This window comes from Streptomyces sp. HPF1205, from assembly GCF_020400825.1.
Taxonomy (GTDB): Bacteria; Actinomycetota; Actinomycetes; order Streptomycetales; family Streptomycetaceae; genus Actinacidiphila.
Genome location: NZ_JAINVH010000004.1, coordinates 109,494 through 126,212 on the forward strand (window position 1 = coordinate 109,494; position 16,719 = coordinate 126,212).

Here is a 16,719-nt window from a genome sequence, read left to right on the forward strand (position 1 = left end):
CTGCGGTTCAGCCACGTCCGTACTCCTCCTCGGACGACCGAAAGAACATGTACCCAGCGCCTGCGGCCACAGTCGCCCAGATCAGGGCGAGCGGCCACACATGGGGCGGCAGTCGGGCGGCGGTGACGCCGTCGACGAGCGCGTCCGCGCGAGGCTCCCGTGGATCAACGCCGGGTCGGCGCCGGACAGCACGGCGACGGCGCGCGGGACGGGCGACCCGCCGACCGGGCTGCCCGAAGGCTCGCCGGGTGACCCGGCGACCCCGCGGCCGGGTCAGGTCCGCGGGGCCGCGGACAGTACCGCCGTGCGGGGCGGCAGGTCCCGGGAGCGGGCGCGGGCGCCGTCGCGGACCAGGACGAGCAGGGCCATGTCGTCGCGGAGCCGGCCGCCGGCGTGCTGCCGGACGGCCGTGCCGAGGTGGTCGGCGAGTCCCGGTCCTGACAGCGTGCCGTCGCCTGTCGCCTCGTACAGCGCGTCCCGCAGCGGGAAGAAGCGGCCCGACCCGTCGCGGGCGTCCTGCAGGCCGTCGGTGTGCAGCAGCAGCCCCTCCCCCGGCGCGATCCGCCCGGCGCGGACGGGAAGAACCGTACGGGCGGTCTCGAACAGCCCCAGCGGCGGCAGCGGGTCGCCCAGCGGCAGCGGACGGACGGACTGCCCGAGCAGGTACGGCTCGGGGTGGCCGCAGCTGATCACCTGGAAGGCGCCGTCGCCGCCGAGCTGGACGAGCTGGACCGTGGCGAACTCCTCGGCCACCGGGTCCCGCGGAGCGCTCCCGGTCACGGCCGGATGCTCCTCGTGCGCCCGCTCCCTCAGGTGCCGGCGCAGCGCTTCGTCGAGGCGGCGCAGCACGCCGGCCTGGTCGGGCTCCTGGTGCGCGGCCTCGCGGAAGCTGCCGAGCAGCGCGGCCACCATGCCGATCGCGGGCAGGCCGTGTCCGCGGGCGTCGCCGATCAGGGCGCGGACGCCGTAGGGGGTGACGAGCACCTCGTAGAAGTCGCCGCCGATGAGCGCGCCGCGGCTCGCCGACGCATAGGCGCTCGCCACGCTCCAGGGTCCGGTCCTGCGCGGCAGCGGACGCAGCAGTACCTCCTGGGCCGCGGTCGCGATCTCGCGGGCGCGGTCGAGTTCCGCCGACAGCCCGCTGCGGCGGGCCGCCGCCCACATGCCCGCCCCTACGGCGGCGAGCACGGTCGCCGCGCAGCCGAGTGCCGGGCCGGCGCCGGACGGCACCTCGCCCGCGAGCTCGGCGCCGAGCACGGCGAGCGCCACCGCTCCCCCGGCCAGCACTCCGCCAGCCAGGGCCCGCAGCCGCCGCGCCCGGTCGGCCAGCGCCAGCACGGGCGTGACCGCGAGCCCCGGGAGCAGGTCACCGCCGTCCGGCAGCCACCAGGCCAGCGCGCCCAGGGCCACGGCCCAGGCCGCGGGCAGCGCCGCCCAGGGGACCACGGGCCGCGGGATACGGCGCGGCCCGCCGACAGCTCGTGTGAGGATCATCCGGACAGGTCCCCTCGAAGCGGCGGTGGCGATCAGGGTCGGACCGAGTGGCTCGCTCCGCGTCCGACCGATTCTGGCGCGGCGCCACGACCGGACATCGGGGAGACGGCGGTAATCACCCGAAAGAGCGACGAAACCCCCCGGGGGGATACGGAAGGGGTCCGCCGCCCATGCCCGCGCCCCCACGCCCCCCGCACGGGAAACGCCCGAGGGGCGCGTGACCGGCGTTCGGGCCGGTCACGCGCCCCTCGGGGGTAGCTCCGCGCGCATCCCGCTTTCCGCGCGCGTCCCGCTGTCAGGCGCCCCGCAGAACCGCTCCCGTGCGCTCGGCGGCGGCCGAGACGGCCGCGTCCCGGGCGGCGGACGCCTCCTCCGCGGTCAGTGTGCGGTCGGGGGCGCGGAAGCGGAGGGCGTAGGCGAGGGACTTGCGGCCCTCGCCGATCTGGGGCCCGGTGAAGATGTCGAACAGGCGCAGGGACTCCAGGAGTTCACCGGCGCCGTCGCGCAGGGCGGCCTCGACGTCGGCGGCGGGGACACCGTCGTCCACCACCAGGGCGACGTCCTGGGTGGCCACCGGGAAGGCGGACACCCGGGGGCCGGTGACGCGGCCGGCGCTCGCCCGCTCGATCACGTCCAGATCGGCCTCCATGGCGCTGCTGCGCTCGGGGATGCCGAGGGCCTTGGTGACCCGCGGGTGCAGTTCGCCGGCGTACCCGACCAGCAGCTCGGTGCCGTCGGGGGCCGTGGCGTGCAGCGAGGCGCAGCGGCCCGGGTGGAAGGGCGCGTACTGGGCCTGCCGCACGGTGAGGGTGACGGCGGCCTCGCGGGCGACCGTGCGGGCCGCCTCGACGGCGTCGGCCCAGCTGCCGGGGTGGCCCGCGCCCCACCAGCCGGCCCGTTCCCTGGCACCGGCCAGGACGACGGCGACGTGCCGGGGCTGGGCCGGCAGCGCGGCCTCCAGCGCGGCGATCTCGTCGTCGGTAGGACGCCGGTCGACCGGCAGCCGGGGCGGCCGGTGCTGGTCGGGGCGGGGCCGGAAGACCAGGCCGGTCTCGAAGAGGGCCAGGTCGTGGCTGCCGCGGCCGTCGTTGCGGCGCAGGGTGGCCAGCAGCCCGGGCAGCAAGGTGGTGCGCAGCGCGGGCTCGGTGTCGTAGAGGGGGTTGGCGAGCAGGACCGTGCGGCGCCGCTCGTCGTCCTCGTCCAGGCCGAGCTGGTCGAACACCTCCGCGCCCAGGAAGGGGTAGTTGGGCGCCTCGACGTAGCCGGCGCCGGCCAGGGCCCGGCCGACGCGGCGCAGCAGCAGCTGGGAGCCGGTCAGGCCGCGGCCGGAAGGCAGCCGGGGCAGGGTCGAGGGGAGGTTCTCGTAGCCCTCCAGGCGGATGACCTCCTCCGCGAGGTCGTTGGGGTACGCCAGGTCGGGCCGCCAGCTCGGCACGGTGACGATGAGCTCATCAACACCTCCCCCGTGGCCTCCGGCATGGGGGTTCCCCCATACGTCGCAGCCGATCTGCTGGAGCCGGCGGACGACGGTCTCGCGGCCGTACTCGGCGCCTGCCACCCGGTCGGGGTGGTCGGCGGGCATGACCACCGTGTGGGGCGCGGACGGGGAGATGACCTCGGTGACGCCGGGCTCGGCGTGGCCGCCGGCCAGCAGCACCAGCAGGTCGACCGCGCGCTGGGCGGCGGCGGAGGTGGCCAGCGGGTCGGTGCCGCGCTCGAACCGGCGGGACGCCTCGGAGGCCAGCTTGTGGCGGCGGGCGGTACGGGCGATCGAGACCGGCTGGAAGTGCGCGGCCTCGATGACGATCTCGGTGGTGCCGGAGTCCTCGCCGAAGTCGGCGATCTCGGTGTGGGCGCCACCCATGACGCCGGCCAGCCCGATCGGCCCGCTGTCGTCGGTGATGACCAGGTCCTCGGCGTCGAGCACCCGCTCGACGCCGTCGAGGGTGGTGAGCTTCTCGCCGGGCTGGGCGCGCCGCACGCCGATGGAGCCGTTCAGCCGGGACCGGTCGTACGCGTGCAGCGGCTGGCCGACCTCGAACATCACGTAGTTGGTGATGTCCACGGCCAGCGAGATCGGGCGCACGCCGACCTTCTGCAGCCGGCGCTGCAGCCAGATCGGGGAGCGCGCCTCGGGGTTGACGCCGGTGACGGTACGCGCGGTGAAGCGGTCGCAGCCGATGGGGTCGGCGACCTTCACGGGGTGGCCGAAGGCGTTGGGCGCCGGTACGTCGAGCAGCGCCGGGTCGCTGAGCGTCAGCCCGTACGCGATGGCGGTCTCGCGGGCGATGCCGCGCATCGACAGGGCGTAGCCGCGGTCGGGGGTGACGGCGATGTCGAGCACCTCGTCGACCAGTTCCAGCAGGGCGATCGCGTCGGTGCCGGCCTCGTGCTCGGGCGGCAGCACGATGATGCCCTCGTGGTCGTCGCCCATGCCCAGTTCGCGGGCAGAGCAGATCATGCCGTGCGAGGTGCGGCCGTAGGTCTTGCGGGCCGCGATATGGAAGTCGCCGGGCAGGACGGCGCCGGGCAGCACCACGACGACCTTGTCGCCGACCGCGAAGTTGCGGGCGCCGCAGATGATCTCCTGCGGCGCACCGGTGGCGTCGCCGACGTCGACCGTGCAGAAGCGGATGGGCTTCTTGAAGCCCTCCAGCTCCTCGATGGTCAGCACCTGGCCGACGACCAGGGGGCCCTTGAGTCCGGCGCCGAGCTGCTCGACGGTCTCGACCTCGAGGCCGGCGGAAATGAGCTTGGCCTGGACGTCGCGGCCGGTCACCCCGGCGGGCAGGTCGACGTACTCCCGCAGCCAAGAAAGCGGGACCCGCATCAGATCTCCATCCCGAACGGAAGGGTGAAGCGCACGTCACCCTCGACGATGTCTCGCATGTCCTCGACGTTGTGGCGGAACATCATGAGCCGCTCGATGCCGAAGCCGAAGGCGAAACCGCTGTACTTCCGGGGGTCGACCCCGCAGGCGGTGAGCACCTTGGGGTTGACCATGCCGCAGCCGCCCAGCTCGATCCAGCCCTCCGAGGAGCAGGTACGGCAGGGGCGGTCCGGGTTGCCGACCGAGGCGCCGCGGCAGACGTAGCAGAGCATGTCCATCTCGGCGGACGGCTCGGTGAAGGGGAAGAAGTTGGGCCGCAGCCGGGTGGTCATGCCCTCGCCGAACAGCGAGACGACCATGTGGTCGAGGGTGCCCTTGAGGTCGGCCATGGTCAGGCCCTCGTCCACGGCCAGCAGCTCGACCTGCGCGAACACCGGGGTGTGGGTGGCGTCCAGCTCGTCGGAGCGGTAGACCCGGCCGGGGCAGATGACGTAGACCGGCAGCTCGCGGGCGAGCAGGGAGCGGATCTGCACCGGGGAGGTGTGGGTGCGCAGCACCAGGCCGCTGTCGTCGGAGCCGTCGGGTCCCTTGACGAAGAAGGTGTCCTGGGCCTCGCGGGCGGGGTGGTCGGGCGGGAAGTTCAGCGCGTCGAAGTTGAACCACTCGGCCTCGACCTCGGGGCCCTCGGCGACCTCGTAGCCCATGGCCACGAAGATGTCCTCGATGCGGTCGCACAGCGTGGTCAGCGGGTGGCGGGCGCCGGACGGGAGCCGGTCGTAGGGCAGGGTGACGTCCACCGCCTCCTCGACCAGGACGCGGGCGTCGCGCTCGGCCTCCAGCTCCGTCTGGCGGGCGGCCAGCGCCTGGTTGACGGCGCCGCGGGCCTGGCCGACGCGCTTGCCGGCCTCGGCCTTGGCGTGCGGCGGCAGCGCGCCGATCTCCCGGTTGGCCAGGGCCAGCGGCGAGCCGCCGCCGGCGTGCGCGGTCTTGACGTGGGTCAGCGCGTCGAGGTCGGCGGCGGCCGCGATGGCGGCCAGTGCCTCGTCGCGCATCCGCTCGATCCGCTCGGGCTTCAGCGCCTCGACCTCGACAGGGTCGTACGACTTGTTCGGTGCCGACATCTCTTCCCGTTCCGATGTGGGTGCGTGTGCGGCTCTGCCAGGCCGGACACATGCCAATGCCCGAGTCTAGTGGGGCCGCGTGGACCGTCTGCCGCGCCCGTCGGGCGGCTCTCGTGCGGCCTGCCGCACGAAGCGGGCTCAGGACAGGAACGAGGGCGCCCCGACGGGCAGGATAAATCGGAACTGGGCGCCGCCGCCGGGTGCCCGCCCCACCGAGATGGTGCCGCCGTGCGCCTCGACGATGCCCTTGACGATGTACAGGCCAAGGCCCGTGCCGCCGCGCTTGCTGCCCCGCCAGAAGCGGGTGAAGACGCGGCCCATCGACTCCTCGGGGATGCCGGGGCCTTCGTCGCTCACGGTGACCGCCGTTCCGGGTGCCGCTGCCGGGTTCGTGTGCGTCCGCTCGCCGCCGGTGGCCGGGGCGGGCGCCACTTCGATGGTGACAGTCCCCTCGCCGTGCCGCACCGCGTTTTCCAGCAGGTTGCCGAGGATCTGGTCGACCTTGTCGGGGTCGGCCCACAGCGGCGGCAGGGGGCCGCGCACCTTCAGCGTGAACCGGTCGGCGGGCTGGCCGGCCGCGACGTGGCCGTCCACGTGCCGCCGCAGGGCCGCGGGCATGTCGACGGGCTGGCGGCGCACCTCCAGGCGCCCGGAGTCGATGCGGGAGATGTCCAGGAGCTCGGCGATCAGCCGGGTGACCCGGTTGGCGTCGGCGTCCACGGTCTGAAGCATCAGCTTCTTCTGGTCCTCGGTGAACCGCTCCCACTTGGCGAGCAGGGTGGCGGTGAAGCCCTTGACGGAGGTGAGCGGGGAGCGCAGTTCGTGGGCGACGGTGGCGATGAGTTCGGCGTGGCTGCGTTCGGTGCGGCGGCGGGCCTCGGTGCCGCGCAGGGTGACCACCAGGCGCCGCAGCGGGCCGCCGGGCCGCTGCCGTACGTAGCGCGCGGCGACCAGCACCTCCCGGCCGCCGGGCAGCAGCAGGTTGCGCTCGGGCTGGCCGACGCGGATGGCCAGGCCGCCGTACGGGTCGGTCAGCTGCCACCAGCGGCGGCCTTCGAGGTCCTCCAGGGGCAGCGCCTGGTCGACCGGGCGGCCCAGCACGTCGGCCGCGCGCAGGGCGGTGACGCGGGCGGCGGCGGCGTTGAAGCAGATCACCCGCCCGTTCTCGTCGGCGACGACCAGGCCGTCGGGCAGGTCGTCGGGGTCCAGCCCGAGGTGGTCGAGGCCGGGCAGGCCGGCGTTGGCCCGCACCGGCGGCGGACCCGCCCTTCCGCTCCTCGCGGGCCGGCCCACCAGCGCGCCGCGCACGCCGTTCTGCGGCATGACGTCCATGCCCCGCACCCCCCTTTCCAGGGCCCCCGGGCCGCCACCCTACTAGCTGGAGGTCACGCTGCGGCACCCTCCGGGCGCGCGCTGCGCCCGAGCGGACGCGTACAGGCACACCGCGGCGGCGGTGGCGAGGTTCAGGCTCTCGGCGCGGCCGTGGATGGGCACGCGTACCACCTCGTCCGCCAGCGCCCTGGTCTCCTCGGGCAGGCCCCACGCCTCGTTGCCGAAGATCCAGGCGGTGGGTCCGCCCATGGTGCCCTCGTCGAGTTCCGCGTCCAGGTCGCGCTGTCCCGCCCCGTCGGCGGCCAGCACCCTGGTGCCCGCGGCCCGCAGTCCGGCGAGGACTTGCGCCACCGGCACGCCCGTCGCGACCGGCAGGTGGAACAGGCTGCCGGCCGAGGCGCGCACCGCCTTGGGGTTGTAGAGGTCGACCGAGGCGTCGGTGAGCACCACCGCGTCCGCGCCGGCGGCGTCGGCGCACCGCAGCACCGTTCCGGCGTTCCCGGGGTCGCGCACATGGGCGAGGACGGCGACCAGCCGGGGCCGGGCCGCGAGCACCGCCTCGAAGGGCGAGTCCAGGAACCGGCACACCCCGACCAGCCCCTGGGGCGTCACCGTGTCCGCGATCTCCGCCATCACCTCGGGCGTCGCGGTCAGTACGGCGGCGCCGGCCGCGCGGGCGTCGGCGACGAGGTCGGCGTGGCGCTCGGCCGCGGCGGGGGTCGCGTACAGCTCGACGAGGGTCCGCCCCGCCGGGGTCCCGGGGTGCGCGACGGCCTCGCGCACGGCCTGCGGACCCTCCGCGAGGAACCGTCGTTCCTTGCCGCGGAAGCTGCGCTTGGCCAGCCGGTGCGCGGCGGTCACCCGCGCGGACCGCACGGACGTCAACTCGGGTGGGGGCATGGACTCACTTCCCGGGGCACGGGTGACGAGGGCAGACCACGGGCCCGCAGGGTCGGTACCTGCGGGCCCGGAGCGGTCGGTGCGCTGGACGCCGAGCGCGGCGTCAGGCCGCCTTGGGGGCGTTGACGTCCGCGGGGAGCGCCTTCTGCGCCACCTCGACGAGCGCCGCGAACGCCGAGGCGTCGTTCACCGCGAGCTCCGCCAGGATCTTGCGGTCGACCTCGACGTTGGCCGCCTTGAGACCCTGGATGAAGCGGTTGTACGTGATGCCGTTCGCGCGGGCGGCCGCGTTGATCCGCTGGATCCACAGCTGCCGGAAGTCGCCCTTGCGCTTCTTGCGGTCGTTGTAGTTGTAGACCAGGGAGTGGGTGACCTGCTCCTTGGCCTTGCGGTACAGGCGCGAACGCTGCCCGCGGTAGCCGCTGGCCTGCTCGAGGATCGCCCGGCGCTTCTTCTGGGCGTTGACTGCCCGCTTGACGCGTGCCACGTGAATAACTCCTTCTAGGGGACCGCGGGGATGCGCGCGCGGTCCGAAAGCGAATGGGGTCCCGGTCGTGTCGGGCGCGCCCCGGCCGGGGCGGCGCCGGTCACTTGCCGAGCAGCTTCTTGACCTTCTTGGCGTCCGCCGGGGCCAGCTCGGCGGTGCCGGTCAGCGCGCGGGTCTTGGTGGACGGCTTGCGCTCCAGCAGGTGGCGCTTGCCGGCCCGCTCGTGCAGCACCTTGCCGGAGCCGGTGATCTTGAAGCGCTTGCTGGTGCCGCTGTGGGTCTTGTTCTTCGGCATGGCGCCGCTGGTCTCCTCGTGGCGTCCGGCCGCCGCGGGGCGGACGGAGAGCGTCGGTTCTGGTGTGCGGGGCCCGCGGGGGCGCGGGCCGCACATGTCTGCATGGGGACCCGGAGCCCGCGGGCCCCGGGAGGTGGTTCTCGTGCCGGTCAGCCGGCGTCGGCCTCGGCCGGGGCCGACTGCTCCGCCGGCTCGCCGGCGGCGTCGCCCTGCCGGCCCGCCTTGCGCGCGGCCTGGGCCTCGCGGGCTTCGGCCATGGCCTCGGTCTTCTTCTTGTGCGGACCGAGAACCATGATCATGTTGCGGCCGTCCTGCTTCGGGTTCGACTCGACGAACCCGAGGTCCTGGACGTCCTCCGCGAGGCGCTGCAGCAGCCGGTAGCCCAGCTCGGGCCGGGACTGCTCACGGCCGCGGAACATGATCGTGATCTTGACCTTGTCGCCCTGCTTGAGGAACCGGACGACGTGACCCTTCTTGGTGTCGTAGTCGTGCGGGTCGATCTTCGGCCGGAGCTTCATCTCCTTGATGACCGTGTGCGCCTGGTTCTTGCGCGCCTCACGGGCCTTCATGGCCGACTCGTACTTGAACTTCCCGTAGTCCATGAGCTTGCACACGGGCGGACGGGCGTTCGCCGCGACCTCGACCAGGTCGAGGTCGTACTCCTGCGCAAGCTCCAGGGCCTTGGCAAGCGGCACGATGCCGACCTGCTCGCCACTGGGACCGACAAGTCGCACCTCGGGAACGCGAATCCGGTCGTTGATGCGGGGCTCGGCGCTGATGGGGCCTCCTCGGTTGCACCACGCGACTGACTGGCCGACAGCCGCGCTCGATTCTGTCTTCGTCCGACCCCGTACCCCGGGCGTCAAAAACGCCCCATACGGTACACAGGCGGGGCTCCTCAAACCGGGAACACCGCCGCGTTATTCCCGCGGGGCGCATCGGACGGCATCGAACCAGCGGTGCTGACCTGGCCGTCTGACCGGAACCCGTCGGCCTCTCGGCCGATCAGGTGGGAGATCGGAGCCTCCACTTGTTGGCCGGACATGCCTGCGTCCGGCCGGTCGTGTGTCCAGTCTAGCAGTCCGGGGCCAAAGGCCGTAATCGGCCGGACGGGGCATATCGTGTGTCGCATGAGCGACACGCCCTCCCCCGCCCCCGTCCCCGTTCCCGCGGACGCCGCGACCTCGGCGGCCTCGGCTCCCGACGTCGACGCCGTGGCCCGCGACATCGCCGACGTCCCGGCGGTGGAGGTGATCACCACGGTGGCCGTCCACCTGATGAGCGCGGCCGCGGTGAACCTGGGGCTGGCCGAGGACGGCGCCGAGCACAAGGACCTCGACGAGGCCCGCAAGCTCATCCAGGCGCTGGCCGGCCTGGTCACGGCGAGTGCGACCGAGATCAGCTCCTTCCACGCGGCGCCGCTGCGGGACGGGCTGAAGTCGCTCCAGCTCGCGTTCCGCGAGGCGTCGATCGTGCCGGACGAGCCGGGCATGGGCCCCGGCGAGAAGTACACGGGCCCGGTTCTCGGCTGACCGGCGGCTCGTCCCGCGGCCGGTCCGGCGGCCGGTCCCGCGGCCGCCGGTGTGCCGCCGGTACGACGGGGCCGCGCGGCCCCGGGTCTACGCCGGGCCCTGCGGCCCCTCGGCCTCCGCCCGTACCGCCGCCTCGGCCTCCTCCGCCTCGATGGCCGCGGTCCTGGCGGCCCTGAGCGCCTCCAGCGCGGGGTGGGTCGCCTCGTGGACGACGGCCGCCACGGCGCCGCCGATCAGCGGCGCCACCAGGAACAGCCACACCTGGGCGAGCGCGGGGCTGCCCGCGAACAGCGCGGGGCCGAGGCTGCGGGCCGGGTTCACGCCGGTTCCGGTCAGCGGTATGCCGATCATGTGGATGACGGCGAGGGCCAGCCCGATGGGCAGTCCGTCGAAGCCGACCACGGCGATCCGGTGGGTGACCGACAGCCACACGTAGACCAGCAGGAAGGTCATGATCAGCTCGGCGACGAAGGCGCCGAAGATGTTGATGCCCACGGCCGAGCGGTAGCCGTAGCCGTTGGTGCCGAAGGCGCCGTGGGTACGCAGGCCCGGCACCTGTTCGGCCACCAGGAGGAGCAGCGCGGCCCCGGCGATGCCGCCCAGGAACTGGGCGACCCAGTACTCCACCGCCCGGCGCAGGTCGATCCGGCCGGCGAGCAGCATGCCCAGCGTCACCGCCGGGTTGACGTGGCTGCCGGAGATCGGGCCGATGGCGTAGCACAGCGCGAGCAGGACGAAGCCGAAGGCCAGGGCGATGCCGAGGGTGCCGATGTACTCCCCGGACAGGACGGCGGAGCCGACCGCGAAGAAGACCAGCAGGAGCGTGCCCAGGAACTCGCACGTCACATTGCGCGTATCCGTCGGGACGAATCGCCTGTCCATCGGGCCTCCCTGGTGATCATCAGGCTGCACTTGCATTGTGGGCCTTTGGGGTGAAGCACACATCTCGGGCGGGTGCCCGGGGTTCCGTCCGGGCCGTCTGGGTCGTCGGGCGTCCAGGCCGTCGGGGCGGCCGGCCCGTCCGCCCGCGGTGGGCGGGCCGGCCGCGTTCATGCGTCCGGTACGCGTAGACGTCCGGTACGCGTAGACGTCCGGTGTGCCCGTGCGCGGGCGGCCGGACGGCGCGGGTCAGCGGGCGAACAGCGGCTCGCCCGGCAGCCGCGCGTCCGGTGGAAGCAGCGCCAGGTCCAGGTCCAGACCGCGCATGAGGGCGGCCCGCAGCACGTCGTCGGCCGCAAGCGCGGCGGCCACGGCCCGCCCCGTCCCGGCGGCGTCGGCGCCCGGGGCGAGCACCAGCGCGAGCGTCCCGCCGCCGCCCTCCGCCCCGGCGTTCAGGTGCGCCCGTACGATGCCGGGCTCCGCGGCCACCGCGGCCCGCAGCGCCTCGCGCACGGCGGGGTCCTCCAGCGGCGGCCCGCCGCCCGGGCCCTGCGCCGCGGCCCGCAGCGCGGGGCCGGTCAGCTCGTACGCCACCGGTCCCGCCATGTCGATCAGCAGCGTGTCGGCTCCCTCGTGGGCCAGGGCCGCCAGTGCCTGTCCCAGCGGGACGGCCACCGGCCGCGCGTCCGGCCGCCAGCGCGCGAGGGACGCGGTCGAGGTGAACGCGGGCAGTGCCCGGCGCCCGTCCGGCGCCTGGATGGTGGGGACCGCCATGTCGCTGGTCTTCTCCCGGCGCAGCCCGTCCGGGCCGGTCTCCGCCTCGCCGAGCAGCGCCACCACCGGGACCAGCAGCCGCGCTCCGTGCAGCGCGTCCACGACGGCGGGCTCGGCGCCGGGATCCGCCGCCCAGGCGGCCAGCGCGGCGGCCAGCGCGGGATCGGCGGAGCCGTCGTCGTCGGGGAACCCGGGGTCCGGGATGTTCTTGAGCGCCACGACGGAACCCTATCCGGGCCGCTCGCGCCTCTCGGCCCCGACCCGGCTGCGGGCCGGCGGGCTTCCAGGGGCGGGCACCCGCCGACGGACGGTCAGGGGCGGATCTGCGCGGCCGCGGACTCCCGGCGCCCCTGGCGCCGCACCCTCACCCGGTACCGGGGATGCCCGGGCCTCCGCCGTGACCGGTACCGCCGCTCGCACCGATGTGGCCGCCGGACGACTCGGCCGCCGGGCGGCGCGGCCGGAACCACAGCAGGCCGGCCGCCGCGACAAGTGCCGCGCCCGCGGCCGCGAAACCTGTGGCGACGCCGTCGCCCAGCACCTTGGCCGGGTCGGCGGGCCTCGCCGCCGGCGCGGGTCCCGGGCCGAAATAGCGGTGGGGGTAGGCGACGGCGGCCGGTACGGCGGGCTCGGGCGTGAGCCGGCGCGCCGCCGCCAGGGCCGCCGCGGGGTCGATCATTCCGGTGCCGACCTCGTCGTTGCGCCCGCCGGCCGGCTTGTGCCGGGTGGTGTCCTCCAGCAGCCGCTTGATCTGGGCGGGGCTGAGCCGGGGGTGGGCCGAGCGGATCAGGGCGACGGCGCCGGAGACGTACGCGGAGGCCGCGCTGGTGCCCCAGCCCTGGTAGTAGGTGCGGTCCGGGTCGGCGATGACCACGTCGACACCGGGGGCGGCGACCGAGGCGTACCAGCGGTGGGTGGAGAAGGAGGCGTACTTCCCGTAGCGGTCCACGGCCGCGACCGCGATGACGCCCGGGTACGCGGCCGGGTACGAGGAACGGTCCGCCGCCTGCCCGCCGTTGCCCGCGGACGCGACGACCACCACGCCCTTGGAGAGTGCGTACTGGATCGCGTCGTCCTCGTCGGCGACGGGCGCGGCCGTGGCGCTGTCGTCGCCCAGCGAGAGGTTGATGACGTCGGCGCCGTGGTCGACGGCCCAGCGGATGCCGTCGGGCAGCGCGTTGCCCCGGCTGGTCCTGGCCCTGGCGCGCTGCGAGTCCTTGTCCTCCAGGATCACCCGCACCGGCAGGATCCTGGCCTGCGGGGCCAGGCCCAGCACTCCCGCCGAGCCGCCGGGGCCGTGCCCGTGCCCGGCGATGATCGCGGCCATGCCGGTGCCGTGCTTGGCCCAGTAGGGGTCGCCGCGCCCGGCCCCGAAGCCGACCTCGTCCTTGCCGGGCAGCACCTGGCCGACGAGGTCCGGGTGCGTGCCGTCGACGCCAGTGTCGAGCACCGCCACCGTCACGCCCTTGCCCTGCGTGGTCCGCCAGGCCGTCTGCGCGTGCAGCGCGGCCAGCGCCCAGTCCGCCTGCCGGGCGGCGTCGGCGGACGCGGGCGGCGTGGCGAGCGCGATCGGCAGCACGGAGGCGGCGAGCGCGGCCAGGAGCATCCGGGCGGGGCGGGGACCGGCGGTACGGGTCCGGCCGGGGCGGGGGCGCGTGGTGGGGGAACAGGCGGTACGGGGACGGGTGCGGGGCCGGGCGGGGCGGGGCATCACTTCTCCGGGCCGGTGGTGGAGGGGTGCAGCTCGGCGCTGACGGTGGCGTGCAGGCGGTCGTCCACCGCGGAGGCGACGCCGGTCGCGTCGAAGCCGAGACCCGCCTGGGCGGGGGTGGTGGTCTGGCCCGAGGCGGTGGCCTTGTCGGCGGGCTGCCGGTCGGGGACGGCGCGCCCGTCGGCGAAGCCGCTCACCCCGTACACCACGAACGGCAGGTCGGCCGAGACCTGCACGTCCCAGCTGCCGCGCTGGGGGTCCCCGAACGAGGCGGCGGGGGTCCCGGCGAAGGCCACGGCCTTGGGTATGAGGTCGCTGCGCTCGCCGAGGTGCTCGTCGCTCCAGCGCTGATTGAGCGCGCGCATGGCGGAGGCGTCGCCCGCGGTGACGACGAGTCCCACGGTGGTCACCGTGGTGGAGGTGCTGTCCACGTACGTGGCGCGCAGCACCTTCACGCAGCCGGCGGGCGCGAGGACCCGCGCGAGCAGCGGGTCGAACGCCCCCGCGCAGCCGCTGGGCGCCGCCACCCCGATCCGCGTCCAGGCGCGGTCGGCGCCGCCCGGCCCGGCGGCCTTCGCGCTCAGCGTGCGCGGGAAGAGCTGGTCCACGGGCGCCTCGCGCCACACCTGCCGGGCCCGCGCGAACGCCTCGGGGCTCCCGTCCGCCACGGGCGGTTCGCCCCCGGGGCCGTGGTTGATCAGCGCGCCCGCGACGGCGCCACCGATCAGCCCGAGCCCGAGCACCAGACACAAGGCAGCGCCGGCCCGCCGCATCCGCGTCGGCCGCGCGGCCCCGAAGGCGCGCCCCGCCACGGGAGCCGGCCCGTGGGGGAAGGCGTACGGCTCGGCGGGCGCGCCCGGGCGCGAACCAGGAGGGGCGGGTGGAGGCGTCCCAGGCGGGGACGGGGGCCTTCCTTGCGCAGGCGCGGGCGTGGGCGCGGGCGGAGCCGGAGGCGCGGACCACGGCCGCGGCGGATTTCCGGGCGCGCGCGGAGCGGCGGACGGCCCGGCGGCGGGGTGCCGCGGCCGCGACGGCGCGTCCCCCGCGGGCGGGGCCGGGTACGGCGGCGTGTGCCCGCCTCGCGCGGGCCGGGGCGGCCGGTCAGGCGCCGGTGCGGCGGGGGGACGCGGCGGCGGCGCGGTCCTGGGGTCATCGGGTGCGGGCCGGGGCGGCGCCACGGGCGTGCCGACGGGCGGCGGGGGCGCGGCGGGGGCGGTGGCCCGGGGCAGGGGGGACGTCGTCGCCCGCACGGACGGCGGCGCGGCGGGCGGCGGTCCCGCCGGGGCGACCGCCTCCTCCCGCACTGTCCGCGCACCTCCGCCGGGTTCCGGCGCCGGCGGCGGTGCGGCGGGCGGGGGCGGAACGCAAGTCCGGCCCTTCGGCGGGGCGCCGTCCCGCGCCTGTGGGACCGCTGCCCCGCCCTGCCCGGCTCGCGCGTCCTGGCCACCACGCGCCGGGGCGGCCGCCGGACCGGCGGGCGGGCGCGCCGCCACCGGCCGCGGCGGCTCGACGCGCGACGCCGCGTCCGGAGGGGGCATCGAGGGCCGTGAGGGGTTCGGCGTCGGCAGGCGCGCGGCCGCGGGCGGCCGGGCCGGCTGGGCCGGCCGGGGTGGTTCGACGGGGCGCGGCGGAAGCGGCGGGGACGGACGGGACGCAGGAGCCGCCGGCGGGGGCGGAGGCAGCGGCGGAGCGGCCGTCGGCTTCGGCGGGGTCCGCGGCGGGTGCGGATCCTCGCCGCGACCACCGGAGGGCCGCTCCTCTCCGCTGGGCACCGAGGCCGCCGCGCGGGGGTGGAGCGGGGGGAGCGGACGGGAGGAATTGTGTCCGTTGTCCACTCCGGTGCTCACCCGGCGCCCCCCTCGTGACCTGTACCTGCGGCAGCCTCGCGTCACTTTACGGGGTCGGCGCGGCCCGCGCCGCCGCCGGGTCGGTCCGCCCGTACCCCCGGCCGCCGCGTCGCGATCCGCCGGCCTCCGTCGCTTCCGGGCGCCGGAGCCGTCACCCTCACTGTCCCCGGCGCCGGAACCGCCGTCCAGCCCCGCGTACCGCCAAGTGCCGCGGCGCTGCGGGGGCTACCGTCCGGTAGCCGATTCTGGCAGTCTGCCGTCATGTCAGAGCGCGCTGCCGACCGGGCCCGGTACGACCGGGCCACCGACCGTCTCGACGCCCCGCTGGCCCTGGTGGACCTCGCGGCGTTCGACGCGAACGCGGCGGACCTGGTGCGCAGAGCGGCGGGCAAGCCGATCCGGGTCGCGTCGAAGTCCGTGCGCTGCCGGGCGCTGCTGGAGCGGGTGCTGGCCCGTGACGGTTTCGCGGGCGTGATGTCCTTCACGCTCGCCGAGTCGCTGTGGCTGGCCCGGGCCGGGTTCACCGACGTCCTGCTCGCCTACCCTTCCGCCGACCGCGGCGGCTACGCGGAACTGACCGCCGATCCGAAGCTGGCCGGGGCCGTCACGGTCATGGTCGACGACGAGGCGCAGCTCGACCTGATCGACGCCGCACGCGGCGGGACCGGCACCGAGACCGTGCGGGTGTGCCTCGAACTGGACACCTCGCTGCGCGCGTTGGGCGGTCGGCTGCGGATCGGCGCGCTGCGCTCCCCGCTGCACGCGCCGGAGCGGCTCGCGCGGCTGGCCCGCGCCGTCACCGCGCGGCGCGGCTTCACGGTGGTGGGGATCATGGGGTACGAGGGCCATGTCGCCGGGGTCGGCGACGCGGTCGCCGGACGCCCGGCCCGTTCGCTGGCGATCCGGCTCATGCAGGCGGCGGCCCGCAGGGAGCTGGCGGCGCGCCGGGCGGAGGCGGTGGCCGCGGTGCGCGCGGTGGCGCCGGACCTGGAGTTCGTCAACGGCGGCGGCACGGGCAGTGTGCAGCACACGGCCGCCGAGGACGCCGTCACCGAGATCGCCGCGGGTTCCGGGCTCTACGTGCCGCGGCTGTTCGACAACTACACCTCGTTCCGCGGCCGTCCTGCCGCCCTGTTCGCGCTGCCGGTGGTGCGCCGCCCGGGCGTCGGCGTCGTCACGGTGCTCGGCGGCGGCTACCCGGCCTCCGGCGCGGCCGGCAAGGACCGCCTGCCGGTGCCGTACCTGCCCGAAGGGCTGCGCTACGACCCGCAGGAAGGCCCGGGCGAGGTGCAGACGCCGCTGCTGGGCACGGCCGCGGACGACCTGCGGATCGGCGACAAGGTGTGGTTCCGGCACGCGAAGGCCGGTGAGCTGTGCGAGCGTTTCGACCGGCTGCACCTGGTGGAGGGCGACCGGGTGACCGCGACGGTGCCGACGTACCGGGGCGAGGGAAAGACGTTCCTGTAGGGCCTGTAGATCCTGTAGCGCCTGTAGCGCCTGTAGCGCCTGTAGCGCCT

The 16,719-nt window shown here is 75.6% G+C and carries 14 protein-coding genes; 2 read left to right on the forward strand and 12 right to left on the reverse strand.

Annotation, left to right across the window (positions count from 1 at the left end):
* Nucleotides 1-273: 273 nt before the first annotated feature.
* From K7G61_RS06410 to infC, 8 genes are all read right to left on the reverse strand, one after another.
* On the reverse strand, nt 274-1,494 hold the full coding sequence (locus K7G61_RS06410; protein ID WP_225845672.1) for a PP2C family protein-serine/threonine phosphatase: 1,221 nt from the start codon (nt 1,492-1,494) through the stop codon (nt 274-276).
* 295 nt (nt 1,495-1,789) lie between these two features.
* Entirely contained in the window at nt 1,790-4,324 is a 2,535-nt protein-coding gene (gene pheT, locus K7G61_RS06415; protein WP_225845673.1) for a phenylalanine--tRNA ligase subunit beta, read from the reverse strand.
* Nucleotides 4,324-5,445, reverse strand: a complete 1,122-nt coding sequence (gene pheS, locus K7G61_RS06420; RefSeq protein WP_225845674.1) for a phenylalanine--tRNA ligase subunit alpha — start codon at nt 5,443-5,445, stop codon at nt 4,324-4,326. The genes pheT and pheS overlap by 1 nt, the downstream gene beginning before the upstream one ends.
* A 138-nt stretch (nt 5,446-5,583) precedes the next feature.
* Entirely contained in the window at nt 5,584-6,768 is a 1,185-nt protein-coding gene (locus K7G61_RS06425) for an ATP-binding protein (RefSeq protein WP_374204077.1), read from the reverse strand.
* Nucleotides 6,769-6,819: 51 nt separating this feature from the next.
* Nucleotides 6,820-7,677: an RNA methyltransferase gene (locus tag K7G61_RS06430; protein WP_225845676.1), complete on the reverse strand. Its 858-nt coding sequence runs from the start codon at nt 7,675-7,677 to the stop codon at nt 6,820-6,822.
* 103 nt (nt 7,678-7,780) lie between these two features.
* Complete coding sequence (rplT, locus tag K7G61_RS06435) at nt 7,781-8,164, reverse strand: 50S ribosomal protein L20 (protein WP_225845677.1); 384 nt, start codon at nt 8,162-8,164, stop codon at nt 7,781-7,783.
* 100 nt (nt 8,165-8,264) lie between these two features.
* Entirely contained in the window at nt 8,265-8,459 is a 195-nt protein-coding gene (gene rpmI, locus K7G61_RS06440) for a 50S ribosomal protein L35 (RefSeq protein WP_225845678.1), read from the reverse strand.
* Nucleotides 8,460-8,608: 149 nt separating this feature from the next.
* Nucleotides 8,609-9,238, reverse strand: coding sequence for a translation initiation factor IF-3 (gene infC / locus K7G61_RS06445; RefSeq protein ID WP_225845874.1), 630 nt, complete (start codon nt 9,236-9,238; stop codon nt 8,609-8,611).
* A gap of 351 nt (nt 9,239-9,589) precedes the next feature.
* Here infC and K7G61_RS06450 point away from each other — a divergent pair, with 351 nt between their 5' ends.
* A complete protein-coding gene (locus K7G61_RS06450) occupies nt 9,590-9,991 on the forward strand; it encodes a DUF1844 domain-containing protein (protein ID WP_225845679.1) in 402 nt (133 codons plus the stop codon).
* Nucleotides 9,992-10,078: 87 nt separating this feature from the next.
* Here the strand turns inward: K7G61_RS06450 and K7G61_RS06455 are convergent, their stop codons facing one another.
* The 4 genes from K7G61_RS06455 to K7G61_RS06470 all read right to left on the reverse strand — a co-directional run bounded on the left by K7G61_RS06455 (nt 10,079) and on the right by K7G61_RS06470 (nt 14,098).
* Nucleotides 10,079-10,873 carry an MIP family channel protein gene (locus K7G61_RS06455; RefSeq protein WP_225845680.1) on the reverse strand — a complete coding sequence of 265 codons (795 nt, stop codon included), beginning with the start codon at nt 10,871-10,873 and terminating at the stop codon, nt 10,079-10,081.
* A 246-nt stretch (nt 10,874-11,119) separates the two neighbouring features.
* Nucleotides 11,120-11,863 (reverse strand): SseB family protein, encoded by a 744-nt coding sequence (locus tag K7G61_RS06460; RefSeq protein WP_225845681.1) that lies wholly within the window; start codon nt 11,861-11,863, stop codon nt 11,120-11,122.
* A gap of 145 nt (nt 11,864-12,008) precedes the next feature.
* Complete coding sequence (gene mycP / locus K7G61_RS06465) at nt 12,009-13,250, reverse strand: type VII secretion-associated serine protease mycosin (RefSeq protein WP_225845875.1); 1,242 nt, start codon at nt 13,248-13,250, stop codon at nt 12,009-12,011.
* A gap of 104 nt (nt 13,251-13,354) precedes the next feature.
* On the reverse strand, nt 13,355-14,098 hold the full coding sequence (locus tag K7G61_RS06470; RefSeq protein ID WP_225845682.1) for a hypothetical protein: 744 nt from the start codon (nt 14,096-14,098) through the stop codon (nt 13,355-13,357).
* Nucleotides 14,099-15,463: 1,365 nt separating this feature from the next.
* On the opposite strand from K7G61_RS06470, the gene K7G61_RS06475 reads away from it, so the two are divergent.
* Entirely contained in the window at nt 15,464-16,669 is a 1,206-nt protein-coding gene (locus tag K7G61_RS06475; RefSeq protein WP_225845683.1) for an alanine racemase, read from the forward strand.
* Nucleotides 16,670-16,719: the final 50 nt, after the last annotated feature.